Source organism: Cephaloticoccus capnophilus, from assembly GCF_001580045.1.
Classification (GTDB): Bacteria; Verrucomicrobiota; Verrucomicrobiia; order Opitutales; family Opitutaceae; genus Cephaloticoccus; species Cephaloticoccus capnophilus.
In genome coordinates, this window is record NZ_LSZP01000032.1 from 1 (window position 1) to 14,311 (window position 14,311).

The 14,311-nt window shown below is 59.7% G+C and carries 13 protein-coding genes and 2 tRNA genes; 6 read left to right on the plus strand and 9 right to left on the minus strand.

The window, feature by feature from the left end:
- The 4 genes from AXK12_RS03435 to AXK12_RS03450 all read right to left on the minus strand — a co-directional run.
- On the minus strand, positions 1-1,002 hold a 1,002-nt coding region (locus AXK12_RS03435), incomplete at its 3' end, for a phytoene desaturase family protein (RefSeq protein ID WP_068711480.1).
- 185 nt (positions 1,003-1,187) lie between these two features.
- Positions 1,188-2,699 carry a phytoene desaturase family protein gene (locus AXK12_RS03440; protein WP_068711482.1) on the minus strand — a complete coding sequence of 504 codons (1,512 nt, stop codon included), beginning with the start codon at positions 2,697-2,699 and terminating at the stop codon, positions 1,188-1,190.
- A gap of 120 nt (positions 2,700-2,819) precedes the next feature.
- On the minus strand, positions 2,820-3,077 hold the full coding sequence (locus tag AXK12_RS03445; protein ID WP_068711484.1) for an acyl carrier protein: 258 nt from the start codon (positions 3,075-3,077) through the stop codon (positions 2,820-2,822).
- Positions 3,078-3,121: 44 nt separating this feature from the next.
- Positions 3,122-4,360, minus strand: a complete 1,239-nt coding sequence (locus AXK12_RS03450) for a beta-ketoacyl-[acyl-carrier-protein] synthase family protein (RefSeq protein ID WP_068711486.1) — start codon at positions 4,358-4,360, stop codon at positions 3,122-3,124.
- 68 nt (positions 4,361-4,428) lie between these two features.
- Here AXK12_RS03450 and galE point away from each other — a divergent pair, with 68 nt between their 5' ends.
- Together galE and AXK12_RS03460 are read left to right on the plus strand one after the other, a co-directional pair.
- Entirely contained in the window at positions 4,429-5,421 is a 993-nt protein-coding gene (gene galE, locus AXK12_RS03455) for a UDP-glucose 4-epimerase GalE (protein ID WP_068711488.1), read from the plus strand.
- 106 nt (positions 5,422-5,527) lie between these two features.
- Positions 5,528-5,603, plus strand: a tRNA-Ala gene (locus tag AXK12_RS03460).
- Between the two features lie 128 nt (positions 5,604-5,731).
- Here the strand turns inward: AXK12_RS03460 and lepB are convergent.
- From lepB to fabD, 3 genes are read right to left on the minus strand one after another with little or no spacing between them, the layout of a single operon-like run.
- On the minus strand, positions 5,732-7,054 hold the full coding sequence (gene lepB, locus AXK12_RS03465) for a signal peptidase I (RefSeq protein ID WP_068711490.1): 1,323 nt from the start codon (positions 7,052-7,054) through the stop codon (positions 5,732-5,734).
- 52 nt (positions 7,055-7,106) lie between these two features.
- Positions 7,107-8,903, minus strand: a complete 1,797-nt coding sequence (lepA, locus tag AXK12_RS03470) for a translation elongation factor 4 (protein WP_068711492.1) — start codon at positions 8,901-8,903, stop codon at positions 7,107-7,109.
- A gap of 54 nt (positions 8,904-8,957) precedes the next feature.
- Positions 8,958-9,887, minus strand: a complete 930-nt coding sequence (gene fabD, locus AXK12_RS03475; protein WP_068711494.1) for an ACP S-malonyltransferase — start codon at positions 9,885-9,887, stop codon at positions 8,958-8,960.
- 72 nt (positions 9,888-9,959) lie between these two features.
- On the opposite strand from fabD, the gene dapA reads away from it, so the two are divergent.
- The 3 genes from dapA to ruvA are packed head-to-tail and all read left to right on the plus strand — an operon-like array spanning position 9,960 to position 12,365.
- Positions 9,960-10,856: a 4-hydroxy-tetrahydrodipicolinate synthase gene (gene dapA, locus AXK12_RS03480; protein ID WP_068711496.1), complete on the plus strand. Its 897-nt coding sequence runs from the start codon at positions 9,960-9,962 to the stop codon at positions 10,854-10,856.
- Between the two features lie 49 nt (positions 10,857-10,905).
- Positions 10,906-11,739, plus strand: a complete 834-nt coding sequence (gene dapB / locus AXK12_RS03485) for a 4-hydroxy-tetrahydrodipicolinate reductase (protein WP_082782621.1) — start codon at positions 10,906-10,908, stop codon at positions 11,737-11,739.
- Positions 11,736-12,365: a Holliday junction branch migration protein RuvA gene (gene ruvA, locus AXK12_RS03490; protein WP_068711500.1), complete on the plus strand. Its 630-nt coding sequence runs from the start codon at positions 11,736-11,738 to the stop codon at positions 12,363-12,365. Before dapB ends, ruvA begins: the two co-directional genes overlap by 4 nt.
- Positions 12,366-12,428: 63 nt before the next feature.
- On the opposite strand, the gene AXK12_RS03495 is transcribed toward ruvA, so the two are convergent.
- Positions 12,429-13,286 (minus strand): anti-sigma factor, encoded by an 858-nt coding sequence (locus AXK12_RS03495; protein ID WP_068711502.1) that lies wholly within the window; start codon positions 13,284-13,286, stop codon positions 12,429-12,431.
- Positions 13,287-13,290: 4 nt separating this feature from the next.
- Entirely contained in the window at positions 13,291-13,905 is a 615-nt protein-coding gene (locus AXK12_RS03500; protein WP_068711504.1) for an RNA polymerase sigma factor, read from the minus strand.
- Positions 13,906-14,162: 257 nt separating this feature from the next.
- On the opposite strand from AXK12_RS03500, the gene AXK12_RS03505 reads away from it, so the two are divergent.
- Positions 14,163-14,237: transfer RNA gene (locus tag AXK12_RS03505), tRNA-Lys, on the plus strand.
- The last annotated feature ends 74 nt before the right edge of the window (positions 14,238-14,311 follow it).

Consider the following 14,311-nt stretch of genomic DNA (forward strand, 5'->3'; position numbering starts at 1 on the left):
GAGCTCGGCACTGCTGTAGCGCGGCGCATCGGAGGTGAAAACGAGGTCACCGATGTGCGGAATCGACTCTCCCGCACGGATGCCAAAGTAGACTTGGCAACTGCTTGTGTTGAGCCGCACGGCCTCGGCAGCCGCTGCATAATCGGGCGCGAAATTTTCCTCTCCGGCCAAACGGAAAATCGTGTTTTTGATGTTGGCGTTGGAGAGGATCGCCTTGGCGCGGATGACGCGGTCGTGGTGCCCAGCGACAACGCCGACCGCACGGCGAATCACCTTTCCGGTGGCCTCGTCGCGCTGCTCCTCGACGACGATTTTTTTGACGCGCACGCGCTTGCGGCACTCCACGCCGTTTCGCTTTAGCTCCTCGACCATCTTTTTAATCAGCGTGTCAGAGCCGCCTTGGAAGGTGTAGACGCCCGCGCCCATGAAGTTGGAAAACACGATGCCGTAGGTAATCGCGGGGTCTTCGGTTGTGGAGCCGTTGGCATAGGCGATTGGCTCCATGAGGAGCCGGTGCACATCGGCGCGGCCCGGGAAAAATCGCTCGAACAACTCGCCCGTCGTCTCGGGGTTATTGTCGTAATAATTCATTTGGCGCAGATGGTCGTAGAACGCCTCGACCTGCTCGCACGGCACGCCGAACTGATCGACGAGGGCGCGCGTATAGTCCTCGCGCGTAAAAGTCGTGCGCACATCCATCTGCGGGTTGATGAAACGGATGTCCCTTAACTGGTGAATCGAGTCGGCGATTTCCTGCGTCCAGTATTTGCGGCAGCTTTTCTTCATCCCCGAGGGGAAGCCGTGCAGTGAAATATCAAAAATGTGGCCGCCGCGCCGCGTGAACCACGTGGCCAGCCCGCCGAACTGGTAATGGTGCTCAAGGACGAGCACGCGGTGCCCCGCCTTCGCAAGCGTGTTTGCGGCAGTGAGCCCACCGAGCCCGCTGCCGATGACGATGACGTCATACTCATCGTCCACTCCTTTTAACCAGTCGTAAGCCATGCGCGTAAAAGGCGCGGAGAAAACGCACGCCCTCGCCCACTGGCAAGCTCGCGCCGCGTGCACTTAGGAGATTTTGCGTAAGGGCAGCTTAGGACGCTCAAGCGGTAATCTTCAGCCCAAACCGATGCAGGGGCTTACGCGCCTTAACTCATGGTCTGCATCCTTGGGGCGCAGCTGCCTGTAACTTACTCCTTCGCTAAAATATGATAGTTGGCCATTGAGATGCCGCTGAGCATTGCGCCGATAATCCCTAAAAAACCTTGGTCGGTGCCGCACAGATATAGGTTTCCCAAATGGGTGCGCCCACTGCGGATTTTTTCGGGCGAGCCGTAAATCGCTCCGTTTACATGGCCGGTGTATTTGTGAATCGTGCGCGGTGTAAACATATCGGTCGCCAAAACCTCAGGCGTTTTAGCAAGCGGCGGCAAAAAGCGGCGGGCACTTTTTTCGATTTCGGCGAACCACTGTGCCTTGTCCGCACGATAACGCTCTTCGGGCAGCCCAAACCATTTTTGCGGATTGGCGAGACAGGTGAAGCGAACGAGTCCTTCGGAGAGTTGCTGGCCTTCGGGATAGGCAAAGTTGTTGGGCAAGCAGATAACGCCGCTTCGCACATCGACTTGGGACTCGGGGCAGCCGTAAGCGAATTTTTCGGACTCATTGAAAAACACAATCGTGTCTTCCCCCCAACCCAGCTCGGCGGGTTGTTCGCGTAGCACGCTAATCGTTTCCACAAACGAATGAGGGCGCGCTGCCTTTCCATTAGGCGCTGCCGCGCCGGAGCCGCCTACGCTTTCATTAGGCACGACTGCGCCGGGTGTGACTGCGCTTCCAGCTTCAGAAATTTCCCCCTCTCGGATCATGGAGAAAGTTTCCGGTGCACCTGCCGAGCTAAGCACATGCGTGGCGAGCACTTCTTCCCCCGAGTCGAGCACGAGCGCGGCGACACGCCCCCCGCGGGCGATGATTTTTTGTACGCCGCACTTCATTCGGCGGATGCCGCCTGCGTCGCGGTATTTCCCTAAAAGCACGCGCAAAATCACACGGACGCCATCGAGTGGCCGCGCAAAGCCTTCAAAAAAGAGCGCTTTGAACATGATGACGAACTGGCCGAAATCCATGTCTCCCGCGCTCGCACTGCCATAGTACATGACGGGGCAAAAGAGCATGTCTTCGAGCAGCGGGTCGCTGATATGGCGGCGCACGATGGCGCGAGCCGAGACAGAGGCTGCGTCTAGTGAGACATCGTCATAGCTGCGGATCGTCTCAACAAGCGCGCGGAAGCCGTCGATTTGCGCAGGAAAGGTTTTCGCAACCTCGCTCTCTAGGAGCGCAAAATCGTTGTTAAACTGCAGCGTACACTCGCCGCGAGGGCCAAAGCTTACTCGGCTTTGTCGCTGCTCGCAGAGTGCAAATTCGTCGCGGTCAATACGCAGTTGGCGGAGCAGTTTGGTGAGCGGCGTGCCTTTGACTCCCGGGCGCACGTAGTTGGTCACCGCGTGCAGGCCCACATCGTATTTGCGCCCGCCAATCGCGTAAAAGCTGTTGAGCCCACCGATCGCGTTGTGCCGCTCGAAGATACAGACGCGCTTGCCGAAGTGCGCGAGCCGGATTCCGGCTGCGAGCCCAGACATTCCCGCCCCGATGATTGCTACGTCGTAGTGCTCGGGCTGTTGCAGTGAGGTGCTATCAGGCATGCATCTATTCCGACGCAGCCTCTCCCGCTCGCCAGCAAAAAGGCCCGACCAAATCTTAGGCCGGGCCAGCAAGGGGGGAGAAACTGGAGGAGGGCGGAGGTTGCGCGGCGCTTCCGGCACCTATTTTCCGAGCGCAGCAAACTTGGGCGTTAGGTATTCGGCGCAGCTATCGAGACTGGCGAGCTCGGGATAGTCGGCCTCGGGCACTTCGATGCCGTGGCGTTTGCGCAGCTCCATGACGATGTCCAAAAAGTCCATCGAATCGAGTTCGAGCTGGTCGCGCAGGCGCAGGTCGGGCTTGAGGTTGCTCAGGTCTTCATCGGGCGCGATATCGGCGATGATTTCGATGACCACCTGTTTGCATTCGTCTTTTGTCATATCGGTTAAAGGAGCGGAGGGCTTCGTGTAAAAGGGGCGCGGACTCAAGCGGTGAAGCGTTTCACAATCAACGCGGAATTTATCCCGAGCATGCCGAAGGAATTGTTCAAAATCGTGTCCACGCGCACGACTTGGCGCGGCGAGTTGAGGACGAGGTTGGGGAGCGCACAGGCGGGGTCGAGCGCGTCGACGTTAATCGTCGGATGGACGATCCGGTCGTCAAAGGCAGGCAGGTTTCCGGCGAGCTCCAGCGCACCTGCCGCGCCCATGCAGTGGCCGATGTAGCTCTTCGTGTTGTTAAAATAAGTGTCCGGGCAGCCTTCGCCAAAGACAGTGCGCAGGGCCTCGCACTCTTGGATGTCGCCGAGCGGGGTCGAGGTCGCGTGTGTATTGACAATATGGATATCGGCGGGAGTGAGCGCAGCGTGAGCGATCGCCTTGCGCACGCACTGGGCTTGGCGAGTGGGGTTGGGCAACACGTAATCGCTGGCGTCGCTGTTAACGTGGTAGCCCGCGATTTCGCCGTAGATTTTTGCGCCGCGTGCCTGCGCGTCTTCGAGCCGTTCGAGCGTAAAGAGTGCGCCCCCCTCCGAGACGACAATGCCATTACGCGCGCTATCAAAAGGGCGGCTCGCCTTGTGCGGATCGGCATGGCTCGCGAGCGCGTTCTGGCTCTTGAAGCCGGCAAAAATCCCAAAGGTGTGAATGCTCTCGCTGACGCCGCCGCAAATCGCGAAATCGACCTCGCCGAGCCGCAGCATTTGCGCGGCGTGGATTAGCCCGAGGTTTCCCGCCGCGCAGGCCGCCCCGATCGTGTAGGCCGGGCCGGTCACGCCGAGGTTGAGCGATGCCTCCCCCGCCGGATTATTGGCGACGGTGCGCGGGTTGTGGTAGTGCGACCAATACTTCGTGTCGTAGTTAAACTTCGAGATAGCGTAAATCTCGTTCTCCGTCTCGACGTTTCCGTGCTCCGTGCAGCCGATGTAGATGCCCACACGATCTTTGTCCGCTGCTGCAAAGTCCACGCCGCTGTCGACCACTGCCTCTTGCGCACAGTAAATCGCGATCGAGCCCGCGCGGGTGCCGACGCGCAGCTCCTTCTTTCGCTGGTATTTGAGCGGATCGTAGTGGCACACGCCCGCGAGCTGCTCACCCACGTAGCGGATATCCATCCGCTCAATCCCCGCCACGCCCGCGAGCAAATTTGCGCGAAACTCGGCAAGCGAATTGCCATTGGGAGCGGTAAGGCCGAGGCCAGTGATGACGATGCGAGTGTGCTTCATGTGGGCTCAAAAAGAAGGGGGGAATCGTGCTAGCCAATCGGCCCAATCTCACAATACAAGGCTTCGCAGTGAAAGTTCTCGTCATAGGAGGTGCCGGTTACATCGGCAGTCATTGCGTTCGCCAACTAGTGGCTGCGGGACACTCGCCCGTAGTGCTCGACAACCTCGTCTACGGACACCGTGAGGATGTCGCCCCGGACTTGCCCTTTTACAACGCCGACCTTGGCGACGAGGCCACCGTCACTCGCATCCTGCACGACGAGCAAATCGAGCTCGTCATGCACTTTGCCGCCTTTGCCTACGTCGGCGAAAGCGTCACCGACCCGCTTAAATACTATTTTAATAACGTTGTCGCGACGCTCCACTTATTGCGCGCGATGCTCAATGCGGGCGTTAAGAAATTTGTCTTCTCCTCGACCTGCGCCACCTACGGCATCCCCGAGAAAATGCCGATTACTGAGGCTACGCCGCAGTCGCCCATCAACCCCTACGGCCAAACCAAACTCGACATCGAAAACGCGCTCAAAGCCCTCGCACACGCACACGGCCTGAGCTTCGCCTCCTTCCGCTACTTCAACGCAGCCGGAGCCGCCGAAGACGGCTCGATTGGCGAAAAACACGACCCCGAGACGCACCTCATCCCGCTCGCCTTCGACGCGGCGAGCGGTCGCCGCCCCGCCCTACAAGTATTCGGCGACGACTACGACACGCCCGACGGCACCTGCCTACGCGACTACGTGCACGTCGACGACCTAAGCCGCGCGCACATCGCCGTCTTCCCTAAACTCACCGAGCCCGGCACCGCGCTCTTTTACAACCTCGGCACCGGCACCCCCAGCTCGGTGATCGAGGTCATCCGCGCCATTGAAAAAATCTCGGGCCGTCCCGTCCCACACACTTTTGCGCCGCGCCGTGCAGGTGACCCACCGGCCCTCTACGCCGACTCCAGCAAGGCGAAAACCGAACTCGGCTGGACGCCCAAATTTACGAGCATCGAGCCCATCGTGGAAACCGCGTGGAAATGGTATGCGAAAAACGTCTTGGGCGAAGCGTCTGCGTAAACCAGCGGCGGCCCCGCTTTGATGCGCACGATAGTGTAATAAATCGCTTGCAATCCGGCGCACATCCTTGATTTTCGCCGCTTTCCGCTTCGGCGGAACTGGGAACGGGCTCTTAGCTCAGTTGGAAGAGCGCCTCAATGGCATTGAGGAGGTCAGCGGTTCGAACCCGCTAGGGTCCACCAAGGGCACAGCCCCTTGCATTTTTGGCGAGCCGTATTCGCCTACGGTGCCTCTCCCGGTTTCCAAAATACAAAAGCCGCCCATTCACTCGGGTGGCTTTTTTTATAAAAACTTCGAGATCGAAGCGAAGCTAGCGGGCAATTCCGGTGCGGTGGGTAAAGGGGTAGTAGATGAGGATCGGGCGGCCGACGACTTCGGTGGCAGGGACGTAACCCCAATAGCGGCTGTCTTGGCTGTTCGCAGAGTTGTCGCCTAAAGCCATGTAGGCGTCTTTCGGTACGGTCATCGTTTTGCCGAGCGAGAGGGCTTGGAGGTTGCGGTAGCCGACGTAGTCGCCTTCGCGTTTTGCGTTTTTATCAAAGGACACCGAGCCAGTAATGGGCGCACCGTTGCGGTAGAGTGTGTAGTCTTTGATTTCGAGTGTGTCGCCCGGAAGCCCAGTAAGCCGCTTGATGTAGTATTGGGCGATTTGCTGGCCGTTGCGGTCTTTCATCAGCGGACTGTCGATTTTGCCCGTGCGAAAGACGAAGCCTTGGCCGACTTGCGGGCGGACGAAGTGGTAGCTCATCCGATCAACGAGGAGTTGGTCGCCGGTGAGGATGTCGAAGCTGAGCACAGCTTGGCCTTTGGCGAGGTTGCGCCCGAGCGGCACGCGTAGGACTTCCGCTGCACGGCTGACGCCGGGGTAAACTTCCAGAAAGTGACGTTCGATTTTCGTACGATCGCGTTGGAGTGCGCGGAGGTGTTCGGCAAAGCCGCTATCCCCGCCAAAAAGCGTGTCGCGCATGGCTTTGTCTACGCCTTGGAGATCCTGCGGTACTTGGATGCGCACGGGCACACCATCCACGTAAAAGGTGTATTCGCGCACGGTGGTCGGCAGGACAAACCAAGAGCGGCCTTGCTTAAAGGTGTAGGCGAGTTCGAGGTCGTTCCCCCCCGCGCTCACGAAGAAGTCAGCACTGAGCTCACCGCTTCGCGGGGCGACGATTTCGCGACGCTGTGCGCCGAGGCTGAGTAGGCGCCAGAGCCGCCCTGCCCCGCTGGGCGCGTCTTCGGCGGTCTCGAAGTTGTCGATGGTCATCCCGTAGTAACTCGGCCACATGGAGTTGGTAGGGATTTTGAAGGGCTGAATAAAGAAGGCGCGGAAGCCGAGTATCACGATTGCCGCTACGAGGAAGAATTCGACGTTTTCGACGAGCGAGGTTTTCGGGTAGTGCGTGCCGCTGACTTGGCGCAGGACGGATTCGAGGGCGTCAATCGCGAGTTTGAGCTTCATGGGCTCGCCGCGTTCGCGCAGGAGTTGGCGCAGTGCGGCACTGTGCGTTTGGAGGCTGCGAAGTTCGTCCGCGCTCAACCTGTCGCGCCGGTAGTGGTAAACTTTTGTGGCGAGCTCCAACCATTGTTTGGCACTGCGGCGCATCTTTTGTTTTTGGGAGGCGAAGAGGCTAAACATGTGGCGGCGTAGGTGTGGGGAAAAGAACGGCAGAGTGGCGAGTGCGGAAAGCTCAGTTGGTCTTTAGCACTTTGATGAAGGCATCGGAGGGGATGGAGACGCGGCCAAACTGCTTCATCTTTTTCTTACCCTCCTTTTGCTTATCGAGGAGTTTGCGCTTTCGCGAGATGTCGCCGCCGTAGCACTTGGCAGTCACGTCCTTACGCATTTCCTTAACATTGTCGCGGGCGATGATTTTGCCGCCGATTGCCGCCTGGATGGCGACCTTGAACATCTGCGGCGGGATGATTTCGGCGAGGCGTCCGCACAGTTCACGGCCTTTGCCTTCGGCTTTTTCGCGGTGGACGATGGAGGCGAAGGCATCGACGGGTTCGGCGTTGATGAGGATCTCCATTTTTACGAGATCGGCGCTGCGGTACTCTCCGAGTTCGTAGTCCATCGAGCCGTAACCGCGCGTGATGCTTTTTAGGCGGTCGTTAAAATCGACGAGGATTTCGTTTAGCGGGAGCGTGCAGGTAAGCATGACGCGCGAGGCGTCGAGCGTATCGGTATGGTCGATACTGCCGCGCTTTTCCATGATGAGCGCAAAGATGTCGCCCATCGATTCGTTGGGGATGTGGATGGCGGCCTTGATGGTGGGCTCGCGAATTTCGCGGACTGCGGCGGGGTCAGGCAGGTTAACGGGATTATCGACTTCGCGCAGTTCGCCGTCGTCGGTGACGACGTGGTAAATGACGCTCGGGTAAGTGGAGATGATGTCCACGTCGTGCTCGCGGCGGATGCGCTCTTGGATGATCTCCATGTGCAGGAGGCCGAGGAAGCCGCAGCGGAAGCCAAAGCCGAGGGCGACCGAGCTTTCGGAGGCGAAGACAAAGGCGGCGTCGTTTAGCCGCAGTCGGCCCATCGCAGCCTTCAGTTTTTCGTAGTCGGAGCTTTCTACCGGATACAGTCCGCAAAAGACCATCGGGCGGACTTCTTGATACCCGGGGAGCATTTCGGTCGCGGGCTTTTGCGCGAGCGTGATGGTGTCGCCGGTTTTGATTTCGGAGGTGTCCTTGATGTTGGAGACAAGGTAGCCGACGTCGCCCGCAGCGAGTTTTTCGGCCTTCTCCATTTTCGGCGTAAAGATGCCGAGCTCCTTTACCTCCGACTTCGTGCTGCTGCTCATGAGGAGCATGGAGTCGCCGGGCTTTATCTCGCCGGAAAACACGCGGACGTAGGCGATGACGCCGCGATACGAGTCGTAGAGTGAGTCGAAGACGAGCGCGCGAGTTTGCGCGTAATCGCTCCAGCGTGGAGGCGGCACGCGCTCGACGACGGCCTCTAGGATTTCCTCAATGCCGATGCCTGCTTTACCGCTGGCGAGAATCGCTTCCTCAGCGGGAATGGTGAGGATGTCTTCGAGCTGGGTGAGGCAAAGGTCGAGGTTGGCGCCGGGCAGGTCGATTTTGTTGATGACGGGGATGACCTTGAGGTTTTGCCCGAAGGCGAGGTGCGCATTGGCGACGGTCTGCGCTTCGACACCTTGGGCCGCGTCGATGAGGAGCAGCGCGCCTTCGCAAGCGGCGAGACTGCGCGAGACTTCGTAGGAAAAGTCTACGTGTCCCGGCGTGTCCATGAGGTTGAGCTTATAAACCGTGCCGTTTTTCGACGGGTAGAGCATCGTGACCGGATGCGATTTTATCGTGATGCCGCGTTCACGCTCTAGGTCCATCGAGTCGAGGTGCTGGTCGGTGAGCACGCGCTGGGCGACGGTGTTGGTGTGCTCCAGCAAGCGATCGGAGAGCGTCGTCTTACCGTGGTCGACGTGAGCGATGATACAAAAATTTCGAGTATGGGCGATTTCCATGTGCGGCGGCGGCGGGACTGAAACGATCAGTGCGTAGGGCAAACAATCGGCGGCTTACTTCGCCAAATCGTCGAACTCGCTAAAGCTTTTCACGGCCCAGGATTTTTCGGTGCGGCGGGCCAGACCTGCGAGCACGCCGCCCGGGCCGAGCTCCCAAAACTCGCTCGCGCCCGCAGCCACTGCGCTGCGCATGCAGTCTTCCCATAGGACGGAAGAGACGACTTGAGCCGCGAGTGCCGCGCGCAGTTCCTCAGGGTCAGAAATCGCGCGGCCCGTCGTGTTGGTAAACACGGTGAAGGCGGGGCGGGAAAACTCGACCTCGCGCAATACGTCGGCGAAGGCCGCGCGCGCCGACTCCATTAGGCGGCTGTGGTAGGCCCCAGCGACGTTGAGCGGGATGACTTTTTTCCCTGCTGCCTTGGAGGCGGCGACGGCAGCAGCGACCTTTTCCCTCTCGCCCGAAACGATGATTTGGCCGGGCGCGTTAAAGTTGGCGGCCTCGATGTCGAACTCCTTGCAAAGCACCGCGACGGCTTCGCGCGATTCGCCGAGGATTGCCGCCATGCTTCCTACCGTTTGCTCGCAGGCGTGTTGCATGAGTCGCCCGCGCTCAGCGACGAGACGCAGCCCAGTTGCAAAATCAAAGACTCCTGCCGCCGCATACGCGGTGATTTCGCCCAGGCTTAGCCCCAGTGCGTAGCGAGGCGAGGGCTGTGACGCGCCGGCAGCCGTCGCGGAAAGCTTCCCCTGCTCTTCGAGTGCAGCGAGGAGGGCGAGCCCGTGGACGTAGAGCGCCGGTTGGCAGACTTTTGTCTGCGTCAGCTCCTCCTCGGGCCCCTCGAAACAAGTGCGTGTCAATGACCAGCCGAGGATTGAGTCCGCCTCGTCAAAGCGGGCGCGGGCCGCCGCTGATTGCTCGTAAAGGCTGCGGCCCATGCCGACTTTTTGCGCGCCTTGTCCTGAAAATAAAAGTGCCAGTGCCATTAAGTAAAAGGAGCGCAGCGAATCTCTGGCCTTGCGAAAAACCAAGCTCTAAACTTTCACCGCTGCTTACCGATGGCTAAGAAAACCGCTCCCTCCCTCACCGGCACACTGACTGCGCTCGTGACCCCATTTAAAAAGCAGCAGGTCGCCTACGATGATCTCAAAGCCCTCATCGAGTTTCAGATTAAAGGCGGGATCGACGGCTTGGTTGCGGTGGGCACGACGGGCGAGTCGCCCACGCTCACGCACGAGGAGCACATGCAGGTCGTCAAGGCGACGGTGGAGTTTGCCCGGGGGCGTTTACCCGTCGTTGCAGGCACAGGCTCGAACTCAACAAGCGAAGCCATCGCCTTCACAAAACTCGCACACGAGGCGGGTGTAGACGGCATGCTGCTCGTCGCCCCCTACTACAACAAGCCGAGCCAAGAGGGGCTTTTCCTGCATTTTAGCGCAATTGCCGAAGCGACAGACCGGCCTATTTTACTCTACTCGATCCCGGGCCGCTGCGGCATCGAGATCGGTGTCGGTGTAATCGAGCGGCTGCGTGCGAAGTATCCGCATGTCCGCTACATCAAGGAAGCGGGCGGCTCGGTCGATCGCGTTGACCAAATCAAACAAGCACTCGGCAGCGACATCACGGTGCTCAGTGGCGACGATTCGCTCACCCTGCCCTTTATCGCGGCGGGCGCGGAGGGCGTCATCAGCGTCGCCTCGAACCTCTATGTGCGCGAAGTCTGCAAGCTCGTGAGCACCGCGCTCAAAGGCGACTTGCGCGGCGCGGCTAAAGAACACCGCCGCCTCTACCCGATTTTCAAGACCCTGTTTAACGAGCCGAACCCGGTGCCGATAAAGCTCGCGCTGCACAAAGCTGGGATCATCAGCCGCCCGGATGTGCGACTGCCGCTTTGCCCGCCGAGTGCGGAAAACCGTAACGCACTCTTCCGCGTGATGGCCGCGCTCGAAAAGTAAGCGGGCGGAGCTAGGAACCACACCACAGACCACACACTACACGGACGACATGCCCTCCTCTAATCCGCAACACGACGAACCCGCAACGAGGGCTCGCCCAATAAAAGGGTCTGCGACCCTTATTGGCGCACGCGGACGGATGGGCCGCACTATCGCCGAGCTCGCGCCCGAGTTCGGTTTCCAGGTTGCTGCTGCACTCGAAGTTGGGGATGACCTTGCCGCCGGAATCGAGGCGGGCGGCGAGACAATCATCGACTTCAGCTTTCACGAAACGACTGCCGAAGTCATTTCCCACGCGGTGCGCTTCGGCAAAGCACTCATCATCGGAACGACTGGTCACTCGATTGATGCGCGTGCCTCACTGCTCAAAGAAGCGGCCAAAGTCCCCTGCGTATGGGCAGGCAACTACTCTGTCGGCGTCAACCTCCTCAACGCGCTCACCCAGCGCGCCGCCGCTGTCCTGAGCGACGACTACGACGCTGAAGTCGTGGAGATGCACCACCGCTTTAAGAAAGACGCGCCGAGCGGCACTGCCGCGCGCTTGCTGGAGATTATTCTCGCGGCGCGCGGGCTCGGCCCCGAGGCACTGCGGCACGGGCGTGAGGGCATCCCGGGCGAGCGCACGCGCACCGAAGTCGGCATCCACGCGCTGCGCGGTGGCGATGTCGTCGGCGACCACACGGTGATTTTTGCCGCGCTCGGCGAACGGCTCGAGCTCACGCACAAAGCCAGCGACCGAGCGATTTTTGCGCGAGGAGCGCTCCGCGCCGCCCAGTGGATTCGCGGCAAGCGCCCCGGCGTTTACGACATGCAAGACGTGCTCGGGCTGAGCGAGCCAAACGGCAATACAGCCGCCATGAGCGGCCATTCGTCCAGCCGATGATTACCTCGATTCAAGGCGTATTGGCGGCAGCCACACCGCTGCGCGCAGTAGTCGAGCTCGGCGGGCTCGGCTACGAGGTAAACATCCCCGTAACCACTGCGGAAAGGCTCCCTGCTGTCGGCGCAGAAGTCCGACTCCACACACTCGTCATTTACCGCGAGGACTCGCAGACGCTTTACGGCTTCGCGAGTCCGGCAGATCGCGATTTTTTCCGCCTCATGATTGAGCATGTTAAAGGCGTCGGCCCCAAAGTCGCCCTTACCATCATGAGCAAGCTCTCGCTGCCTGCGCTCCAAGCCGCAATCGACGCAGCCGACGTGCCCCTACTCGCCAGGTGCCCCGGCATTGGCAAAAAGACCGCCGAACGACTCGTCATTGAGCTAAAGGGAAAAGTCGGCGTAGGCAGCAGCGCCGCGCTCTCGGCGGCCAGCGCGGGTAAAGGCGACGACGCAGCAGGCGAAGACGGCGGAGCGGCCCCCGCGCACAACTCGCATCACGATGCGATTCTTGCCCTAGGTGCACTGGGCTACAAACCTGCCGATGCAGACAAAGCTGTGCGCACCGCTGCCCTAAAACTCGGTACCGCCGCCACCACCGAAGCCCTCATCAAAGAAGCCCTGAGCTAGTGAGTTGGGGCATGGGCGCGGCGGCTAGTTTCGCACGAGATAACAGCCCGTGCGCGCGCCCGCTCAGCGTTGAAACTGGAAGCGGGTCATTTCCACTCGCCCGCCCTCGAAACGCCGCTCTTTTCGGTGATACACGCGCGGGCTCGGAGTCACTGAAGGGCGGACGCGGAAAGAGGGCAGCGTAGTTTGCTGCTCCATTATTTCCCTAAGGTCGATGAGCGGCCCCCAATCCAAGCGCTCGCGCTCCATCGCAGTTGGCCCCGCAGTATAAACTGCAGAGAAATGGAAAGGCGTAGCGGGGTGGCTAGGCTCATATTCCGGACTGTAGGCAGCCTGCAGTTGTTCAGATGCAGGCGCAGGTGCGGACAGGGCAGCAGCCGTGGCAAATGCGTGCCCCGCAAGGCTGGCCTTATCGCCTCCACCGGCAAGAAGCGCGCGGCCTTCTCCGGCATGCGCCCTAAGCGGTGTGGCAATCGTCACAGGCGAGGGAGTCGGGCTGTTAAGCGGTGCAGCACGAGGCGCAGCGAGTAAGGCAGGCGCAAAAGTATCCGTGCCGCCGCTGAGTGCCGGTGCACTCCTATGCTTGTGCGAAAAGACGAAGAACACGAGTGCGCCACAGGCAGCAGCGAGTCCCAGCCCACCCACCCACGCGCCCCAGCCAAACTTGGCGCGCGAAGCTTCGAGATCGCGTGCGACCTTAGGTGCAAGCGAAGCGCTCTGCGCGGCGGTCATTTCGGACTGTGGCGCGAAGGTACGCGCGAGCTCGAGGCAGCCTTTGTGCATCGCACAGTACTGGCGATAGAGCGTATGTCGGGCGGGGTTGCTCAAAATCTCCGCCTCCAGTACGCGAACCTCATCGGCACTGATCTCGTGGTCGAGGTAGAGGTTGAGCAGCTCGATAAACTTTTTGTCGCTGATCATGGGGTTAACGCAGTTTTACAGAAAAATCTTCCCCGAGCTTTGAGCGCAGGTGTTCACGGGCGCGGGCGATACGGCTTTTCACGGTGCCCACCGAGATTTGGAGGACGCTAGCAATCTCTTCGTAAGAGAGGTTTTTCACATTTCTAAGGACGAGTATTTCCCTGTGCTTCCTACCGAGCTTTTCCATCGCTTCGCCAATGCGTTCGACAAACTCGTGGGTCACCGCGATGTCGTCCGGGGATTCAGTTTGGGAAGGAAGCACATCAGCCAAAGTCATGCTGCCTTCGGGGCTCAGCGGATGATCGAAAGACAGGTTTTTATCACGCTTTCGCCGCCACCAGTACCAGTAACGGTTACGTGCGACGTTTGTCGCAATTTGGTAGAGCCAAGTCGAAAAGGCCGACTCACCGCGAAATTGGGGCAGCCCACGATGCGCACGAATAAAGGCATCTTGAGTGACCTCCTCCGCATCCTGCGTATTGCGCAAGAGCTGGTGAACCATCGCATAGATGCGTGTCCAGTAGCGACTTACAATCTCGTCGAAGGCCGATTGATCTCCATTTTTAAAGCGATCGACCAACAGCCGATCGAGGGCAACTTCTTGGGCTTTGGCTGACATACGTTGGACGCCCCCCTGACCAACGTAGTTTTCTAGGGTTCCCTGAGTTATGGGCTGAGTTGTCGAGAGGCGGCGGCTCATTCGGAGGTGCAGAACAGCGATAAAGGCAAAGTCACAGCGTGCGGTCAACTGAAGCACAGCGACTTAGCCTATTTTGCACTTCCTACGGCGAAAAACTACGCAGCTCCGAGAAAGTGCTTGCCATCGCTTCCGGCCAAAAATCTAGTCCGCGACTCCCCTTCTGCGGAGGGCTTCTTGGGTTGATAGCTCAACGGTAGAGCAGTTGCCTTTTAAGCAATTGGTTCAGGGTTCGAATCCCTGTCAACCCACCACACCAGCGAGCTCCCTATCGGGAGAGATAAGTAACTAAAGGCGGAGTTGGGAAAGAGGCTTGCCGTGCCAACCT